Source organism: Fulvivirga sp. M361 (assembly GCF_007097395.1).
GTDB lineage: Bacteria > Bacteroidota > Bacteroidia > Cytophagales > Cyclobacteriaceae > Fulvivirga.
The window spans coordinates 158,295-172,414 of the sequence record NZ_VKDC01000018.1; the positions used below are offsets into that span (position 1 = coordinate 158,295).

11 protein-coding genes are annotated in these 14,120 nt (G+C 42.3%); 7 read left to right on the top strand and 4 right to left on the bottom strand.

The genetic code is table 11. The features are described 5' to 3' along the window. Window positions 1-144 precede the first annotated feature (144 nt). The 3 genes from FNH22_RS18965 to FNH22_RS18975 all read left to right on the top strand — a co-directional run bounded on the left by FNH22_RS18965 (window position 145) and on the right by FNH22_RS18975 (window position 8,466). On the top strand, window positions 145-6,273 hold the full coding sequence (locus FNH22_RS18965; RefSeq protein WP_143400002.1) for an alpha-2-macroglobulin: 6,129 nt from the start codon (window positions 145-147) through the stop codon (window positions 6,271-6,273). Next, window positions 6,270-6,617: a GIY-YIG nuclease family protein gene (locus FNH22_RS18970; protein ID WP_143400003.1), complete on the top strand. Its 348-nt coding sequence runs from the start codon at window positions 6,270-6,272 to the stop codon at window positions 6,615-6,617. Before FNH22_RS18965 ends, FNH22_RS18970 begins: the two co-directional genes overlap by 4 nt. A gap of 436 nt (window positions 6,618-7,053) precedes the next feature. Further along, window positions 7,054-8,466, top strand: a complete 1,413-nt coding sequence (locus tag FNH22_RS18975; RefSeq protein WP_143400004.1) for an alpha-L-fucosidase — start codon at window positions 7,054-7,056, stop codon at window positions 8,464-8,466. Window positions 8,467-8,549: 83 nt separating this feature from the next. Here the strand turns inward: FNH22_RS18975 and FNH22_RS18980 are convergent, their stop codons facing one another. From FNH22_RS18980 to FNH22_RS18995, 4 genes are all read right to left on the bottom strand, one after another. Further along, the gene (locus tag FNH22_RS18980; protein ID WP_143400005.1) at window positions 8,550-9,317 is read right to left on the bottom strand and encodes a LytTR family DNA-binding domain-containing protein; all 768 of its coding nucleotides are present in this window, start codon (window positions 9,315-9,317) and stop codon (window positions 8,550-8,552) included. 8 nt (window positions 9,318-9,325) lie between these two features. After that, window positions 9,326-10,051: a sensor histidine kinase gene (locus FNH22_RS18985; RefSeq protein ID WP_143400006.1), complete on the bottom strand. Its 726-nt coding sequence runs from the start codon at window positions 10,049-10,051 to the stop codon at window positions 9,326-9,328. Window positions 10,052-10,350: 299 nt separating this feature from the next. Continuing rightward, on the bottom strand, window positions 10,351-11,073 hold the full coding sequence (locus FNH22_RS18990; protein ID WP_185154301.1) for a tetratricopeptide repeat protein: 723 nt from the start codon (window positions 11,071-11,073) through the stop codon (window positions 10,351-10,353). 53 nt (window positions 11,074-11,126) lie between these two features. Beyond that, window positions 11,127-11,690, bottom strand: coding sequence for a hypothetical protein (locus FNH22_RS18995; protein WP_143400008.1), 564 nt, complete (start codon window positions 11,688-11,690; stop codon window positions 11,127-11,129). Between the two features lie 285 nt (window positions 11,691-11,975). Here FNH22_RS18995 and FNH22_RS19000 point away from each other — a divergent pair, with 285 nt between their 5' ends. Genes FNH22_RS19000 through FNH22_RS19015 form a run of 4 tightly spaced genes read left to right on the top strand, consistent with a single transcriptional unit; the run spans window position 11,976 to window position 14,061 of the window. After that, window positions 11,976-12,566: a hypothetical protein gene (locus FNH22_RS19000; RefSeq protein WP_143400009.1), complete on the top strand. Its 591-nt coding sequence runs from the start codon at window positions 11,976-11,978 to the stop codon at window positions 12,564-12,566. A gap of 26 nt (window positions 12,567-12,592) precedes the next feature. After that, the gene (locus tag FNH22_RS19005) at window positions 12,593-13,288 is read left to right on the top strand and encodes a DUF2589 domain-containing protein (RefSeq protein WP_221420307.1); all 696 of its coding nucleotides are present in this window, start codon (window positions 12,593-12,595) and stop codon (window positions 13,286-13,288) included. After that, window positions 13,288-13,584, top strand: coding sequence for a hypothetical protein (locus tag FNH22_RS19010; RefSeq protein WP_143400010.1), 297 nt, complete (start codon window positions 13,288-13,290; stop codon window positions 13,582-13,584). Before FNH22_RS19005 ends, FNH22_RS19010 begins: the two co-directional genes overlap by 1 nt. A 12-nt stretch (window positions 13,585-13,596) precedes the next feature. Next, the gene (locus FNH22_RS19015; RefSeq protein WP_143400011.1) at window positions 13,597-14,061 is read left to right on the top strand and encodes a DUF2589 domain-containing protein; all 465 of its coding nucleotides are present in this window, start codon (window positions 13,597-13,599) and stop codon (window positions 14,059-14,061) included. The last annotated feature ends 59 nt before the right edge of the window (window positions 14,062-14,120 follow it).

Sequence of the window (14,120 nt, forward strand, 5' to 3'; positions counted from 1 at the left end):
TCCATTAAGTAGCTAAGGGAATAGGCTGGTAAAAAAATATTCTCTTTTTCATTTATGGAATCCGATGAATGACTGCATCTTAACGATAGAAATCATCAGAACAATGCGTTTGAATTTTATACAAAGCATCCAACCCTACTAACTATGAGTAAAGTGCTATATATATTGGTGTTATTCATCAGTCCAATACTTTTTATCCAAAACAATTCGGAACCTATGCCCACATTTGATTACGATAAAGCCTGGAAAGAAGTCACACAGTTGAGCAACAAACAACTTCCTGAATCCGCTTTGAAACTTGTTGATGAAATATATGCTGCTGCCAGGGCTGAAAAAAACACAGGCCAACTAATTAAAGCAGTGGTTCACCAACTCAAGTTTGTAGATTACAAAGAGGAAAATGCTTTTATTAAAAATCTTAATAGACTAAAATCCGAAGCAGATCAGGCTTCTTTTCCAGCCAAGCCTATCCTGCACTCCATGCTAGGCGAAATGTACTGGCAGTATTATCAAAATAACAGATATACCTTTCTAAATCGTAGTGAAACCACTGATTTTGATGACTCCGATATTGAAACCTGGAGTTTGGCTAAGATCGTAAAGGAGACGTTGAAGCAATATAATTTGAGCCTGGCTTCTTCTGAACAAAGCAAAAAAGAAGATATCACTGATTTTGAAATCATTTATAGGAGCGGAAATGAATTGGGTCTTAGCTATCGTCCTACCTTATATGATTTCCTGGCCCATAGAGCGGTTGGTTTTTTCTCTTCAGAAGAGCCGGGACTGATCAAACCTGCTTACGCTTTTACCTTGAACAAGGAGGAATACCTAACGGATGCTGAAAGCTTCTCCAGGTTGAAACTGGAAACGAAGGATGAATTATCCATGAAGTTTTATGCTCTGACGATTTACCAGGACCTGACTCAATTTCATTTACAGGATGAGAACCCTTCTGCCCTGGTGGAGTTGGATCTGGCGAGGTTACAGTTTGTGAAAAGTAATCTAACGCTTCCCAATGCCATTGAACACTATCGAAAAGCCCTGGAAACATTGCGACAGCGCGTGATAGATCATCCCATCATAGCGAAGGTCATACTGGAACTCGCGAAAACGTATCAGGAAACGGCCCACTTATACAAGCCTTTGATTTCTGACGATCATAAGTGGGACTTGAAACGTGCTATGGAGCTATGTGAAGAAGCCAGAACTCGGTTTCCTGACTCTGATGGCGCCAAAGCCTGTTTCAACTTCCAGCAGGAACTTAAGTATAAAAACCTTCAAGTGACCATGGAAGAACAGAATGTGCCGGGCGTACCGTTTAGAGCCCTGGTTAAATACCAGAACCTCGACCAGTTACACTATCGCATCATCAAAGTAGACAGGAAGGCTATCCGAGCATTAAGAGAAAAGTTGAATGAAAATTATGATGTAGATCGCGAGAAAGAATTTATAAAACAATTTTCGTCAGTCTTCCCTGTCCAGAACGGCAGTTTTGAATTGACAGATGATGGAGATTTCCAGATGCACGGTGTAGAAGTAAAGTTAGATGAACTTCCGGTGGGGGAGTACATGGTACTATTTAGCCATGATAAAGATTTTGTCCCTTCCAAAAATGGTATGGCGTATGCGTTTACGATTGTAACGGATATCAGCTATATGCATAGAAATACACCTGATGGCGAGACGGAGTTTTATGTATTGGACAGAACCTCCGGAAAGCCTGTGAAGGAGGTCACATTGAAAGTTATATCCAACGAATACAATTATAAAAAACGGAAATATGAAACGATCCACATAGGTAATTTCACAAGCGATAAAGACGGTTATGCCAGGGTGGGCTATATCAAAAACAGTGAAAGAAGGAGTTTCTATGTTGAGTTTAGGAAAAAGGGTGATTTTAACAGTACCGAGCCTATAGATAGCTACCGTCATGGGGGAGGTATGCTTAGTCAATACAAACAAGAGCATTATGAGCAGCCCGCACAGACCTTTTTCTTTTTAGACAGGGCTATTTATCGACCCGGACAAACGGTTTATTTCAAAGGTTTAGTCATCCATCCGGACAAGAAAAACCCTACGATCAAACCAAATTATTCGACCACTATCCAGCTGATAGATGTTAATTATCAGCCTAAGGAGAATTTGGAGGTCAAAACGAATGAGTTCGGAACGTTCAGCGGCAGCTTTACGGCTCCTTCTGGTGGCCTGACAGGACGGATGCAACTCAGCAACACAGATGGAAGCGGAAGCACTTATTTTCATGTGGAAGAATATAAAAGGCCTAAGTTTTATGTGGGATTCAACCCCGTAACAGGAGCATTCCAGCTGAACGATGAAATCAACGTGGAAGGGTACGCCACTGCCTACTCCGGTGCGCAGATAGATGGGGCGAATGTCAACTATAGAGTAGTTCGTCAGGCCAATTTTCCATTTTGGTGGTGGTGTCGTTGGGGATATTATCCAACTTCTCCTGAAATGGAGATAACAAGCGGTGAAACCCAGTCAGATGAAAATGGTAAATTCAAGATTGCCTTTGAGGCGCTGCCAGATTTGTCCGTAGACCCAAATTCTGATCCAACGTTTAGTTATACCATCTACGCTGATGTAACGGACATCAATGGAGAAACCCACAGTTCATCAACATATATGGCAGCCGGTTACAAATCCTTGAGGGTGGGGGTTAGCATGGGTACCATAGATAAGGATACTTTGTCTTCGGACAGGCAATTTGCTATTCGCACTACTAATCAGTCGGGCGTATTTTTAGCGGCAAAAGGAAGTATTAAAATCTCTCGTTTGGAAATGCCTGACCGGGCCTTCAGAAAAAGATTGTGGCCACAGGCTGACCGTACCATTTATTCGCGGCAGCAATATTATGATCACTTTCCTCATGACCAGTATAAAGATGAAAGCAATCAATACAAATGGGAAAAAGGGGAAGAAGTGTTTGCCACTAATTTCGATACAGGGGAGGAAAAGAGCTTTAAAATAGGAGGTTTAAAATCCTGGAATAGTGGTATTTATATCCTTGAAATTCAATCCAAAGATAAGAATGAGCAAGTAGTAAAAGAGGTGTCTTATTTTGAAGTATTGGCTAACTCAGCAAAGGAGCTTTCCGTTCCTGCCATTCAGTATTTTCAGGAAGAAAAACTGACCGCGGAACCCGGAGAAACGGCATCTTTCTATGTGGGAACTTCTGAGCCTGATGTGAAATTATTGTATGAATTAGAACACGATGGACGTATCGTAGAAAAGAAGTGGTTGTCGCTGAAAAATGAAAAAGTAAAGATCGAAGTCCCAATTAAAGAAGCTTATCGGGGAAATGTCACTGCGCAATATGCTTTTGTGAAGGACAACAGAATGTACACACGGCAAGTGACGGTTTATGTGCCTCATACCAACAAGCAACTGGACGTGTCTTTTGAGACGTTTCGCGACAAGCTGAAACCGGGCGAAGAGGAGCAATGGAAGATTGTGGTGAAAGGAAAAAATGCCGACAAGATCGTGGCTGAAATGGTTGCTACGCTCTATGATCAGTCGTTGGATGAGTTTAGCGCCTACAGTTTTTCCGCCTACTTCTATGATTCGCAATATGGACAGCTATCCTGGCACAGCACCAATGGCTTTACCACAGAACATGCAATAGGATATACCGATGGGTGGAATTATTATAATTCAAAGGGATACAATTCGCCTTCTTATCCCTACTTCAACTGGTTCGATTATAACTACTATCGATTTGGTGGTAGGCGTGATAGAATGATGATGAAATCGATGAGTGCAGAAGCGCCTATGGAAGAAGTCGCATTTGAGATAGTTGCAGAAGATATAGAAGCAGAAATGGACAATATTTCTGTTGAAGAAAACGCCTCTGCTCCTAATGTCGCTGAAGAACCGGGAGAAGCTGAGGATTTTTCGGAAGTAAAAGTAAGAACCAACTTCAATGAGACCGCTTTCTTTTACCCCCATTTACAAACCAATGAAAAAGGGGAGATTATCGTCAAATTCACTATTCCCGAGGCATTAACCACCTGGAAGATGCTAGGCTTTGCCCATACCAAAGATCTGAAGTCAGGCTATGCTTATAACCAGCTGGTAACCCAAAAAGAGCTCATGGTCGTGCCTAACCAACCAAGATTTTTCAGGGAAAATGACAAGATGAAGTTTTCCGCCAAAATCAGCAGTTTGGTGGACAAAGAGCTATCAGGAACTGCCCAATTGGAGTTCTTTGATGCATTGACGATGAAGTCAGTGGATAATCTCATGAAGAACCAAACCAGGAGCCGGTCTTTTAGTTTGAAGCCAAGTCAGAGCACCAGTATGGAATGGGATATCGAAATCCCTGAGGGGCTGCAGGCCATCAGTTATCGAATCGTAGCCAGGGCCGGGGACTTCTCGGATGGCGAGGAGATGACCCTACCCGTAGTGACCAATAGGATGCTTGTGACCGAGAGTTTGCCTTTGCCGATTCGTGGCAACCAAACGAAAGAATTTCGATTCGAAAAACTCCTAAAGAATAAGTCGACAACACTGCGCCATCATCGGTATACCTTGGAATTCACTTCCAACCCGGCATGGTATGCCATTCAAGCATTGCCCTACTTGATGGAATATCCTTATGAGTGCGTGGAGCAAACGTTTAGTAAGTTTTATGCCAACAGCATTGCAACTCATATTTCAAATGCTAACCCGAAGATTAAAAAGGTATTTGATACCTGGAAAAACATCCAGCCCGATGCTTTACTATCGAATTTAGAGAAGAACCAGGAATTGAAATCTGCACTTCTGGAAGAGACCCCCTGGGTATTGCATGCCAAAGATGAAAGTCAAAGAAAACGAAACGTAGGATTGCTCTTTGATCTGAATAAGATGTCGCAACAGCAGGAGAAGTCACTGGAAAAGCTTCGCAAAGCTCAGACTTCTAATGGTGGGTTCAGTTGGTTTCCTGGTATGCCGGAAGATCGATACATGACCCAGCACATTGTAACGGGTATGGGGCATCTGGATCATTTGGGTGTAAAATCCGTCAGGGAGGATGATCGTACCCGGACTGTGGTGGTCAATGGCATTGGGTTTTTAGACACCAAAATCAAGGCGGATCACGATAGATTATTGCGACTGGAGAAGAAAGGAACGATAAAAATGAGTGACAGACATATTTCCCAGCTTCAGTTTCAATACTTGTATATGCGGAGTTTCTTTATGGATGTGGAAGTATCTGAGCGTGATAAAAAGGCTTTTGATTACTTCTTAGGACAAGCAAAGAAGTACTGGACAAAAAATACACTGTCTATACAAGCAATGGCCTGCTTAGCCCTCCATCGATTTGGTGAAAAGACAGTAGCTGCTGATATGATCGAATCATTTAGCGAGCGTGCCTTGCATTCGGAAGAGATGGGGATGTACTGGAAAAACGAAAGAGGATACTACTGGTACCAGGCACCCATAGAGACCCAAGCCCTTATGATAGAGGTGTACGAAGAAGTAGCTGAGGACATTAAATCTGTAGAAGACCTGAAAGTGTGGTTGCTCAAACAAAAACAAACCCAGGATTGGAAAACAACTAAAGCGACAGCAGAGGCCTGCTATGCGTTGCTTCTTAAAGGAACCGATGCGCTGGCTGGTACTGAGCTGGTCGAAGTGACCGTCGGCAATGAAGTGATTGATCCTTCCAAACGTGAAGACACCAGGGTGGAAGCAGGTACAGGCTACTTCAAAACCGCCTGGCAAGCTGGAGCTATTACCGGAGAGATGGGCAACATCAAAGTGACTAAGAAAGATGACGGAGTCGCCTGGGGAGCTGTTTACTGGCAATACTTCGAACAACTGGACAAAATATCGCCTGCCGAGACGCCTTTAAAAATTAAGAAAGATCTCTTTGTTCAGAAGAATACGGATAGGGGACCAGTCATCACTCCTGTCAATGATCAATCGTCTTTCAAGATTGGAGATCTTGTCAAGTTAAGGGTTGAACTGCGGGTAGACAGGGACATGGAGTATGTACACCTCAAGGATATGCGTGCTGCCGGTTTTGAACCCGTATCCACGCTATCAACATACAAGTATCAGGATGGGTTGCATTACTATGAGAGCCCCGGGGATCTTGCCACGAACTTCTTCATGGGCTACTTATCAAAGGGAACTTACGTATTTGAATATGACTTACGAGCGTCTCAAAAGGGGGATTTTTCGAACGGGGTCACCACTATTCAGTGCATGTATGCTCCTGAGTTTAGTAGTCATTCGCAGGGGATCAGGGTAAATGTCCAATGAGATTGATCTATCGGGTATACGTTATCGAATTATCCAAAAAGGTATTTACAGAAAACACCCGGTTTCGAACTGCCAATCCACAGTTCAACGGTGTACTGGAATGTTTGTACGTTGGGATGACCAGCAAAACACCTAAGGAACGATTCGAACAACACAAAAGAGGGTACAGGAACAAGAAAGGTCATAAACTGTCCTCTAATATTGTTCAGAAATATGGCATGTACCTTCGTCCTAATCTCTACAATCATATTGAGCCCATGGCCACCCGGGCAGAAGCCCTGAAGATGGAGGAACAGCTGGCGCTGGAGTTGAGAAGGAAGCGCTATGCGGTTTGGTTTAACTGAATTTAATAGGGGAGTAAACCCGGGTTAAAAGGAGGCACCGTAAAGTAGCGTCCTGCTTTTTAATAGTTTACTTGAGTTAAGTAATGTTGCTGGCAGCATCAATTTGAATAATGAGCTAGTCCGGCTTGTTAAAATCTCCGGTAACACGTGTCATCACACATCCATCGTCATTGGGCTTTCATGTTTCATTTTCCCCCTGCTTTTATCTCCGTTTTACCCCCTGACCGGTAATTCGATTCTAGTCATATTTGGAGTATGATCTGCTTACTCAACCAAGTGCGATTACGATCCGGGCTGACAGTTATATTTTCACATGCCTAAACAAAGTATGTTGAAAGGAACAATTTGATATATGTATGGGAGGGTAACTTGTGTGATGTAGTACTTCAATGACCTATTAATTAAATTAATAATTTAATATATAATAATTAACCCAATGAAAATCAAAATTTTAAAACAACTACTATTGGGCACATTGATCCCCCTGGTCATCAGTTGCACCTCACCCGAAAAGGAAGAAGAAGCATCACCGCTTAAGCCATTTGATAACACCTGGACCTCCTTAAGGCAGCATCAAACACCGCAATGGTTGATCGATGCCAAATTTGGCATCTACTGCCACTGGGGTATTCAGACACTGGAATATATCCCTGAGTATGCCGACCTGTCTGTAGATGAACGAATAGCGCTGTTTAAGGGAGAGAAGTTTGATGCAGATCACTGGGCGGCATTGTTTGAAACTGCCGGAGCAAAGTTTGGTGGCGTGATCGGTTGGCATGGAAGTGACTTTAAACATTGGGATAGTGACCTCTCCGAATACAACTCTTCTGCTATGGGGCCGAAAATTGATATTGTAGGTGAAGTATCGAAAGCCGTTAGAAAAAAAGGTATGAAATTTTTGGTATCCTACCACTCCATAGAAAAGCAGGATTGGATAGACTTTGCCAAGGAAGGGGTAGAAAAATATGATCCTGACATTTTTTGGGTGGATGCGAGCTTTGGAGGAACGAAAGGGGCTAATCATCACAAGACCCTGGTTCGCACCAGGTATGTGGGGCAGGCTGAAGCCGACAGGCCGGTCTTTCCGGAAAAATACCAACGCGCTTTTATCACGCACTTCTTCAACCGGGCCATTGAAAGGGGTAAAGAAGTGGAGTTTGTTTACAAATCCAACGACATCCCTCCGGGTGTGGGTATGCGGGACCTTGAAAATGGTATTCTCAGCGAAACCGCCTACGACCCATGGATGACTGACATGGATATGAGCGTGCCCCCCGACTGGGAAACGCATGGGTGGTTTTACAGAGAGGGTATACCGCTTCGGTCGGCGGATGAACTGGTAGATATGATCGTGGATGTGGTCAGTAAAAACGGGATCTTTCTGCTCAACATCCCGCCCAGGGCTGATGGTACATTCCCGCAACAGGTGGTAGCTACCCTTACTGAATTAGGTGATTGGCTCAGACAAAACGGAGAGGCCATCTACGGCACTTCTCCCTGGTTCATCTATGGCGAAGGACCCAATGAAGTCCCCCTGGGTAACTATTCTTTTCATCACAACAATCATTTCGCCGGTATTGCCTATTCAAACAAAGATATCCGGTTTACTACCAAAGGGGATTTTCTGTATGCCACCTGTTTAGGTAACCCGGGCGATAAATTGAGCATCCCATCCCTCAACGCTTCTTTTAAGTTAAGGAAAGAGGATGTTATTTCTATCACACATCTGAGCAGCGGCACGTCCGTAAAATGGGACCATCACGAACAAGCCCTTGACTTAGACCTGGAAGGTATCCCACTGGATGATAAGGCGAATAGCTTTAAAATTACATTGGATTTTAACCTTTGATAACTTCAGAGCATTTCATCAAGCGTTTTCGGCTCTGATTCAGGCTGACATGTTTTTGTATACTAAAACAAGCTCTAATTTGCCTAGAGTGTTTTAAACAGTTTAAAAACGACTTCTCTATTAGCTGAGCTCACCGGGATCTTTTCATCACCTACGAACACCATATTTCCCTGATAGCCACGGATTGACTGAATATTGACTATATAGCTTCTGTGAACCCGTAAAAATTGACTTCTGGGCAGTTGAACCTCTATCTTTTTCAGCACAGTGGAGTAAACATACCTCTCTGAGATCGTGAAGATATTTGTATAATTACTATCGGCCTCAAGGTATAGTATTTCACTCAGCGGCACACGGAGAAAATGATGATCCTTCTTCAGGAATAAGCTGTCTTTTATTTGAGGAATAGGGGGTTCGAGAGTCAAACTGTTTCCAGGCACTTGTTGCTCACTGTCATCATTTTTTGGATTACCAATCAGCGTCATTTCAATAGCTACACTAATTTGACGGTCGTTAAAAGGTTTAAGAATGTACGCTCCCGGCCTTACGTCATTAGCCCGTACAATGAAGTCTTTATACGAATAAGACGTGAGGAATATGCAAGGTATAGCATAGTTTTCTTTAACAATCTGTGCTAGTTCTATACCATCCAGGTCACCGTTTAAAACAATATCCAACAAAACAACATCTATATGAGAGTGTTTTTCAATTGCGTTGAGTGCGCTTTCGGCATCATGCACCATGGACACCACTTCGTAGTTCATCTCCTCAAGTCTGAGCGAAATATCTTTGGCGAGTAATACTTCATCTTCAACCACCAGAATTTTCGCATTTAAAGCCTTATCCGTCATTTTCCATTTCAATTAACAAACTTTCTATATCTTAAAATTACTTTCCAGTGTGTGCCCGGAGAGGCCACCTTTTCAAAGGACCCACCTAACTGCTTTGTCAGTGACTTGATGAGATAAAGGCCGAAAGAACCTTTGGAATTATGGTCTTTAAAACCGATTCCATTGTCGATTACATCAATTATTAATTGTTGATCGATTTCTTTCAGGGCAATGGTTAGCCTTGGGTTAGAAATATCCGGATATGCATACTTCAGCGCATTACTAATTAACTCATTTACGATCAAAGACAAAGAAACCGCTTTGTCAATGTTCATAGATATACTGTCCATATTGAAGCTGAGTTTCAGCTTCACTTTATGGTAATGACACAGGTTCAGCGCTAACTCTTTTATGTAAACGCTAAGGTCTACCTTAGTATCCGCTCCTTGCCGGTAAAGCATAGCATGTACCAGGGACAGTGCCTCCACCCGGGACCTGCTTTTCATCAAGGCCTCCTTCACCTTCTTATGAGCCGGCTGCCTACCTTGCAATGAGAGTAAACTTGAAACCAGTTGCAAGTTGTTCTTTACACGATGGTTGAGTTCTTTAAGTAAAAGTGCCTTTTCTTTTTCTCTCCTGGCAATAGCCACTTTCTGATCAATTAAAATTATGTTCGATTTTTTCAATTTTCTATTTCCATAATAAATCAATACCATCAGCCCGATCAATAAAATCGTTCCAAGAACCAGTACCATGTTGATGTCTTGCTGCTGCTCATTTACTTTGTTGAGCAGTGTTATTTTAGACTCACGTTTGGCAATTTCATAGCTGGCCTTTATCTGTTCTATTTTTTGAAGATTGGATTTGTTAACCAGACTATCCTGATAGACCTGATAAAGCTTCTGGTACTTCAGTGCAAGAGAAAATTGGTTGATTTGTTCGTATAAGCTAACGGCAAAGGCGCTGATATCTCGAATTTGCTCTTTAAGTCCGGCTTGAATAGCAATATTCAGCGCTTGTGTTATTTTGTCTTCCGCCAGCTTCCATTCCTCTTCTACTTTATAAATGTGACCCAGTTCGGCAAGATATACGGATAAAGAATAAGGGTCCTGAAGCGGTGTAATGATATCAATTGACTCGTTAAGTTTTTTTTTGCCAGTACCATCTGACCTTTCGAAGAATAGACCATGCCCATATTACCGATCGAATATCCCCTCACTACCTCACTTTTTAATGAATGGTTCATAGACAATGCCATTTCAAAAGAGGATAAAGCACTGTCCGGTTGTCCCCCCATGCGATACACCTCACCCAGGTTTATCATGGTCAATGCAAACCTCAATGAATCAGGTATGTTTCTATATATGTCTATCGCCGTCTTAAGATACTTTATAGCTTCCTCAAAGTTTTGATCAACGACATAATTCTGAATAATTTGATTATAAACAGCGACTTGCTTTTCTTTCAGGTTGAGTGATTCAAAAATTTCCAATGCCTTTAAAGCTGCTTCAAACGAAGCGGTTGTATTCCCTAATCTTCGTTGAATATGACCTATTTCTTCCCATGCTTCTGCCTGCAAAACCTTGTTGCCAATAGTCTCCGACAAATCAAGTGATTGCGTGGCATAGTTAAGCCCTGTTACATAGTCGGTATGATAGAAAGCTATGCGACGTTTAAGCTGCGCTATTTCTATTGTAGTAAGGTCCTTTTCATCAAGCTGTTTTATTAAACTATCAGTGGTTTTAACATCCTGGAAGAATAACATGCTACTGATCACTAAAGGTTTAAAGCACATTGATAAAAACCAATGGGTCATGGCTATTGCGGATTCTAATTCCCTGAACTTACTTTTACAAAAGGGTCTAAAATACAGTAATAAGGCATATTAATCTCAGAAGATAGGTTTCCCTCAGACTCTTCGGAAAAAAGTATTGAAAAAACCACTCTGTAATTCAAAAAAACATCCTTTAGGCGGGGCTTTATTTTAATGCCACATTTATTTTCGAAACTTTTAATGAACAGAAAATCATCAGGTGCTACTGTGATCTCACCTATGTTCTTTCTTGTCTCTCGAGTATCATTATGAGTGTCAAATACGCCTTCAATGGGTATATCACCAACTATATCCAACATGCAATGCGATAGAGTGATAATATCTTTTCCCTCATGTGAGCATTCTAACTCCAGGTAGTCCGTTTTCAGGCTAGGCACTCCTGTAATTGGTTTTCCATCATGATTGAATACTTCAACAAAATTCTCGATGGGCAGAGGCCTGCTTTTTGTTCCCCGCCCCATATTCAGGTTTTTTAAAAACGAAAGAAGGTCGCCTGTAGGAATATCAAAGTGTATAGAGTTGGTGGACGTTGACGAGTCAGTGACGATGAAGGAGGACATAATAAATATTGGTTTGGGTTAAAAAATGCAAACAATCAAGAACGATTGTGTTGATAATGTTATCACATTTTTTCATGGAATAAAAGTCAATAACGTACCGGATTATTCTTCTTTTTTAAAATCATTTACTCAATAATTATATATACACACACAAGTATTTACCTCAACCGCTCATCTGTTTTTTCTTTCCTTCTGACCCTTAGCAAGTTTGATCCATCAGCCGCCTGGTAAGTGTGACCCTTAATGGGAACTTGTCAGGTTTGAAATATCAATAAAAAAATCATTATGAAATTCAGTCTTGAACAAATTACAGATGTCCTGAAACAAAAAGGATATAAGTTTTTCGATGCTCACAAGCCTTATAACCTAAATATTATTGGGATACGCAGCAACGAACAAGTAGCCAATAGTTTTGACGATTGGCTTTATCTTATCTTTCGAAACGATGCGCTGGAAACACAGCTACATGAGTTTCCTGTCACTACCGATCCTGGTAATTACTGGCTTCAAAATCCTACCAACGTCAATGGTACCGCTATCCTGGTGCCCGGGCAATACAGAGGATCACACGAGATAAGAAAACACCAGGGCCGATACGATGCGCTGTGCCAAAAGGCTGACATGAAAGTCTGGCGGGACAAAAACAACGATGATGTCCTTGACATGAACGGAACCATTTATACGGGCATCTTCGGGATCAACATTCATAGAAGTAATGCCAGTTCCGAATCGGAGAGGGTGGAAAAATGGTCAGCAGGATGCCAGGTGTTTAAGCGTGTCCATGACTTTAACTTCTTTATGAACCTATGCCGGAAAGCAGTACAGCTATACGGCAACTCATTTACATACACTCTTTTAGAAGAGAAGGATTTTTAACCCAGTAAATATAAACAATAAGTAATATGGAAATTGCAAATCAATTTAAAGGTCTGCCTATGGAAAGTCTTATAGGGGGGCCACTCAAAGCCGCATGCGATGCCAACATTTTGATGGCCCAGGCTACTTCTTCATTTATTAAAGATGTCGGTTTTCTGCCGGAGAGAGATGCAGAGGGCAATATTCTCCCCGGAGCCCCGAGGATGGTAGACTTCTCTTTTGAAAAACCGGGAACCGATGCAGATGGTAATCCTGCCATTGACCTTGTGAAACTCAAAGTTCCGATCCTCGCCATTGTTCCTATACCTAACCTCCAGGTAAATAATGTAGACGTTACGTTTGACATGGAGGTGAAAAGTTCTACCTCTTCCAAAGATTCATCCAGCAAAGAGGCAAGCCTTGAAGCCAGCGCCACCTTTGGCTTTGGACCGGTTTCAGGTTCCGTCAGCATTTCCGGGTCAGTTTCTTCCAGTAGTGAGAACACCCGCTCCAGTGACAGTTCTGCCAAATATCATGTCGAGATCAACGCTGCCAATTTCGGATTACCGGAAGGCCTGTCCCGGGTACTGGACATGATGAACCAGGCGGTGGCCCCAAGAAGAGTAGAACAGTACAAACCTGACGAGAACGGTGAGATCGGCAGAGATGAAAACGGTAAGATCAAAGAGAAGCCGGTACTACTGGATGCTGAAAACAAACCCATAGAGAAAGACAAAGAATAATGAATAGTAACCCACTAAAGTCGCCCCCAAAACAGTTTTCACTCGAACATGTACGGTTTGTAAAGAAGATTGCCATAGGGTCTGTCAACCCACAGATTACATTCTCAGAAGAAGAACATGACAAGCAAATGGATTTGCTTAACCGATGTCTGAATGATTATCCAAGGGGTAAGATCATAGGCAGGGATTTAACCATCGCGACTTTTCAGTTGGGTGAACATCAAATGAACATGCAAAAAACAACCTACCATATAGGGTTTGAACGCAAGCCTCATTGGTTGGATGATAACCATTAAAACTTCATAACAATGTCACAACAGCGATTCGATCACCTTTTACAGGCCATACACAATGCTGTCCTCAGGGCGCAGGAACTCACCGAAGAGCAGCACATTCATCAAATCAGTAAATACTTTGATGATGACGGCTTGCCCATTATTCAGGAGATGCAGGTGCCTTCACTGGACCCCGACGATGACCCTGACAACATGGTAACACTCAGAGTACCGCTGATGAGCCTGCTGCCACCTTCCGCCATTAAGATCAAGGAGATGAAAGTAAGCTTTCAGGTGGCCCTGGGTAAGATAAAGATCAGCGATGGCAATAAGGAAAAGGAAGGTATGCAAGCTTCGCTGGACATTGATATGGGGGGTAGTGGTGGCAAGTTTGGCAAGGACCAGGCTAAAGCAGACATCCAAATCACCTTTGAAGCAGGAGATCCCTCGGAATCATTCCTCAGGATCAATGATCATCTGATAAAAAGTGTGGTTTGATAAACATAAAAATTAAGGAACCAGGGAAGCCGAAAACTGCGTAGAGTAGGCAAAAATTT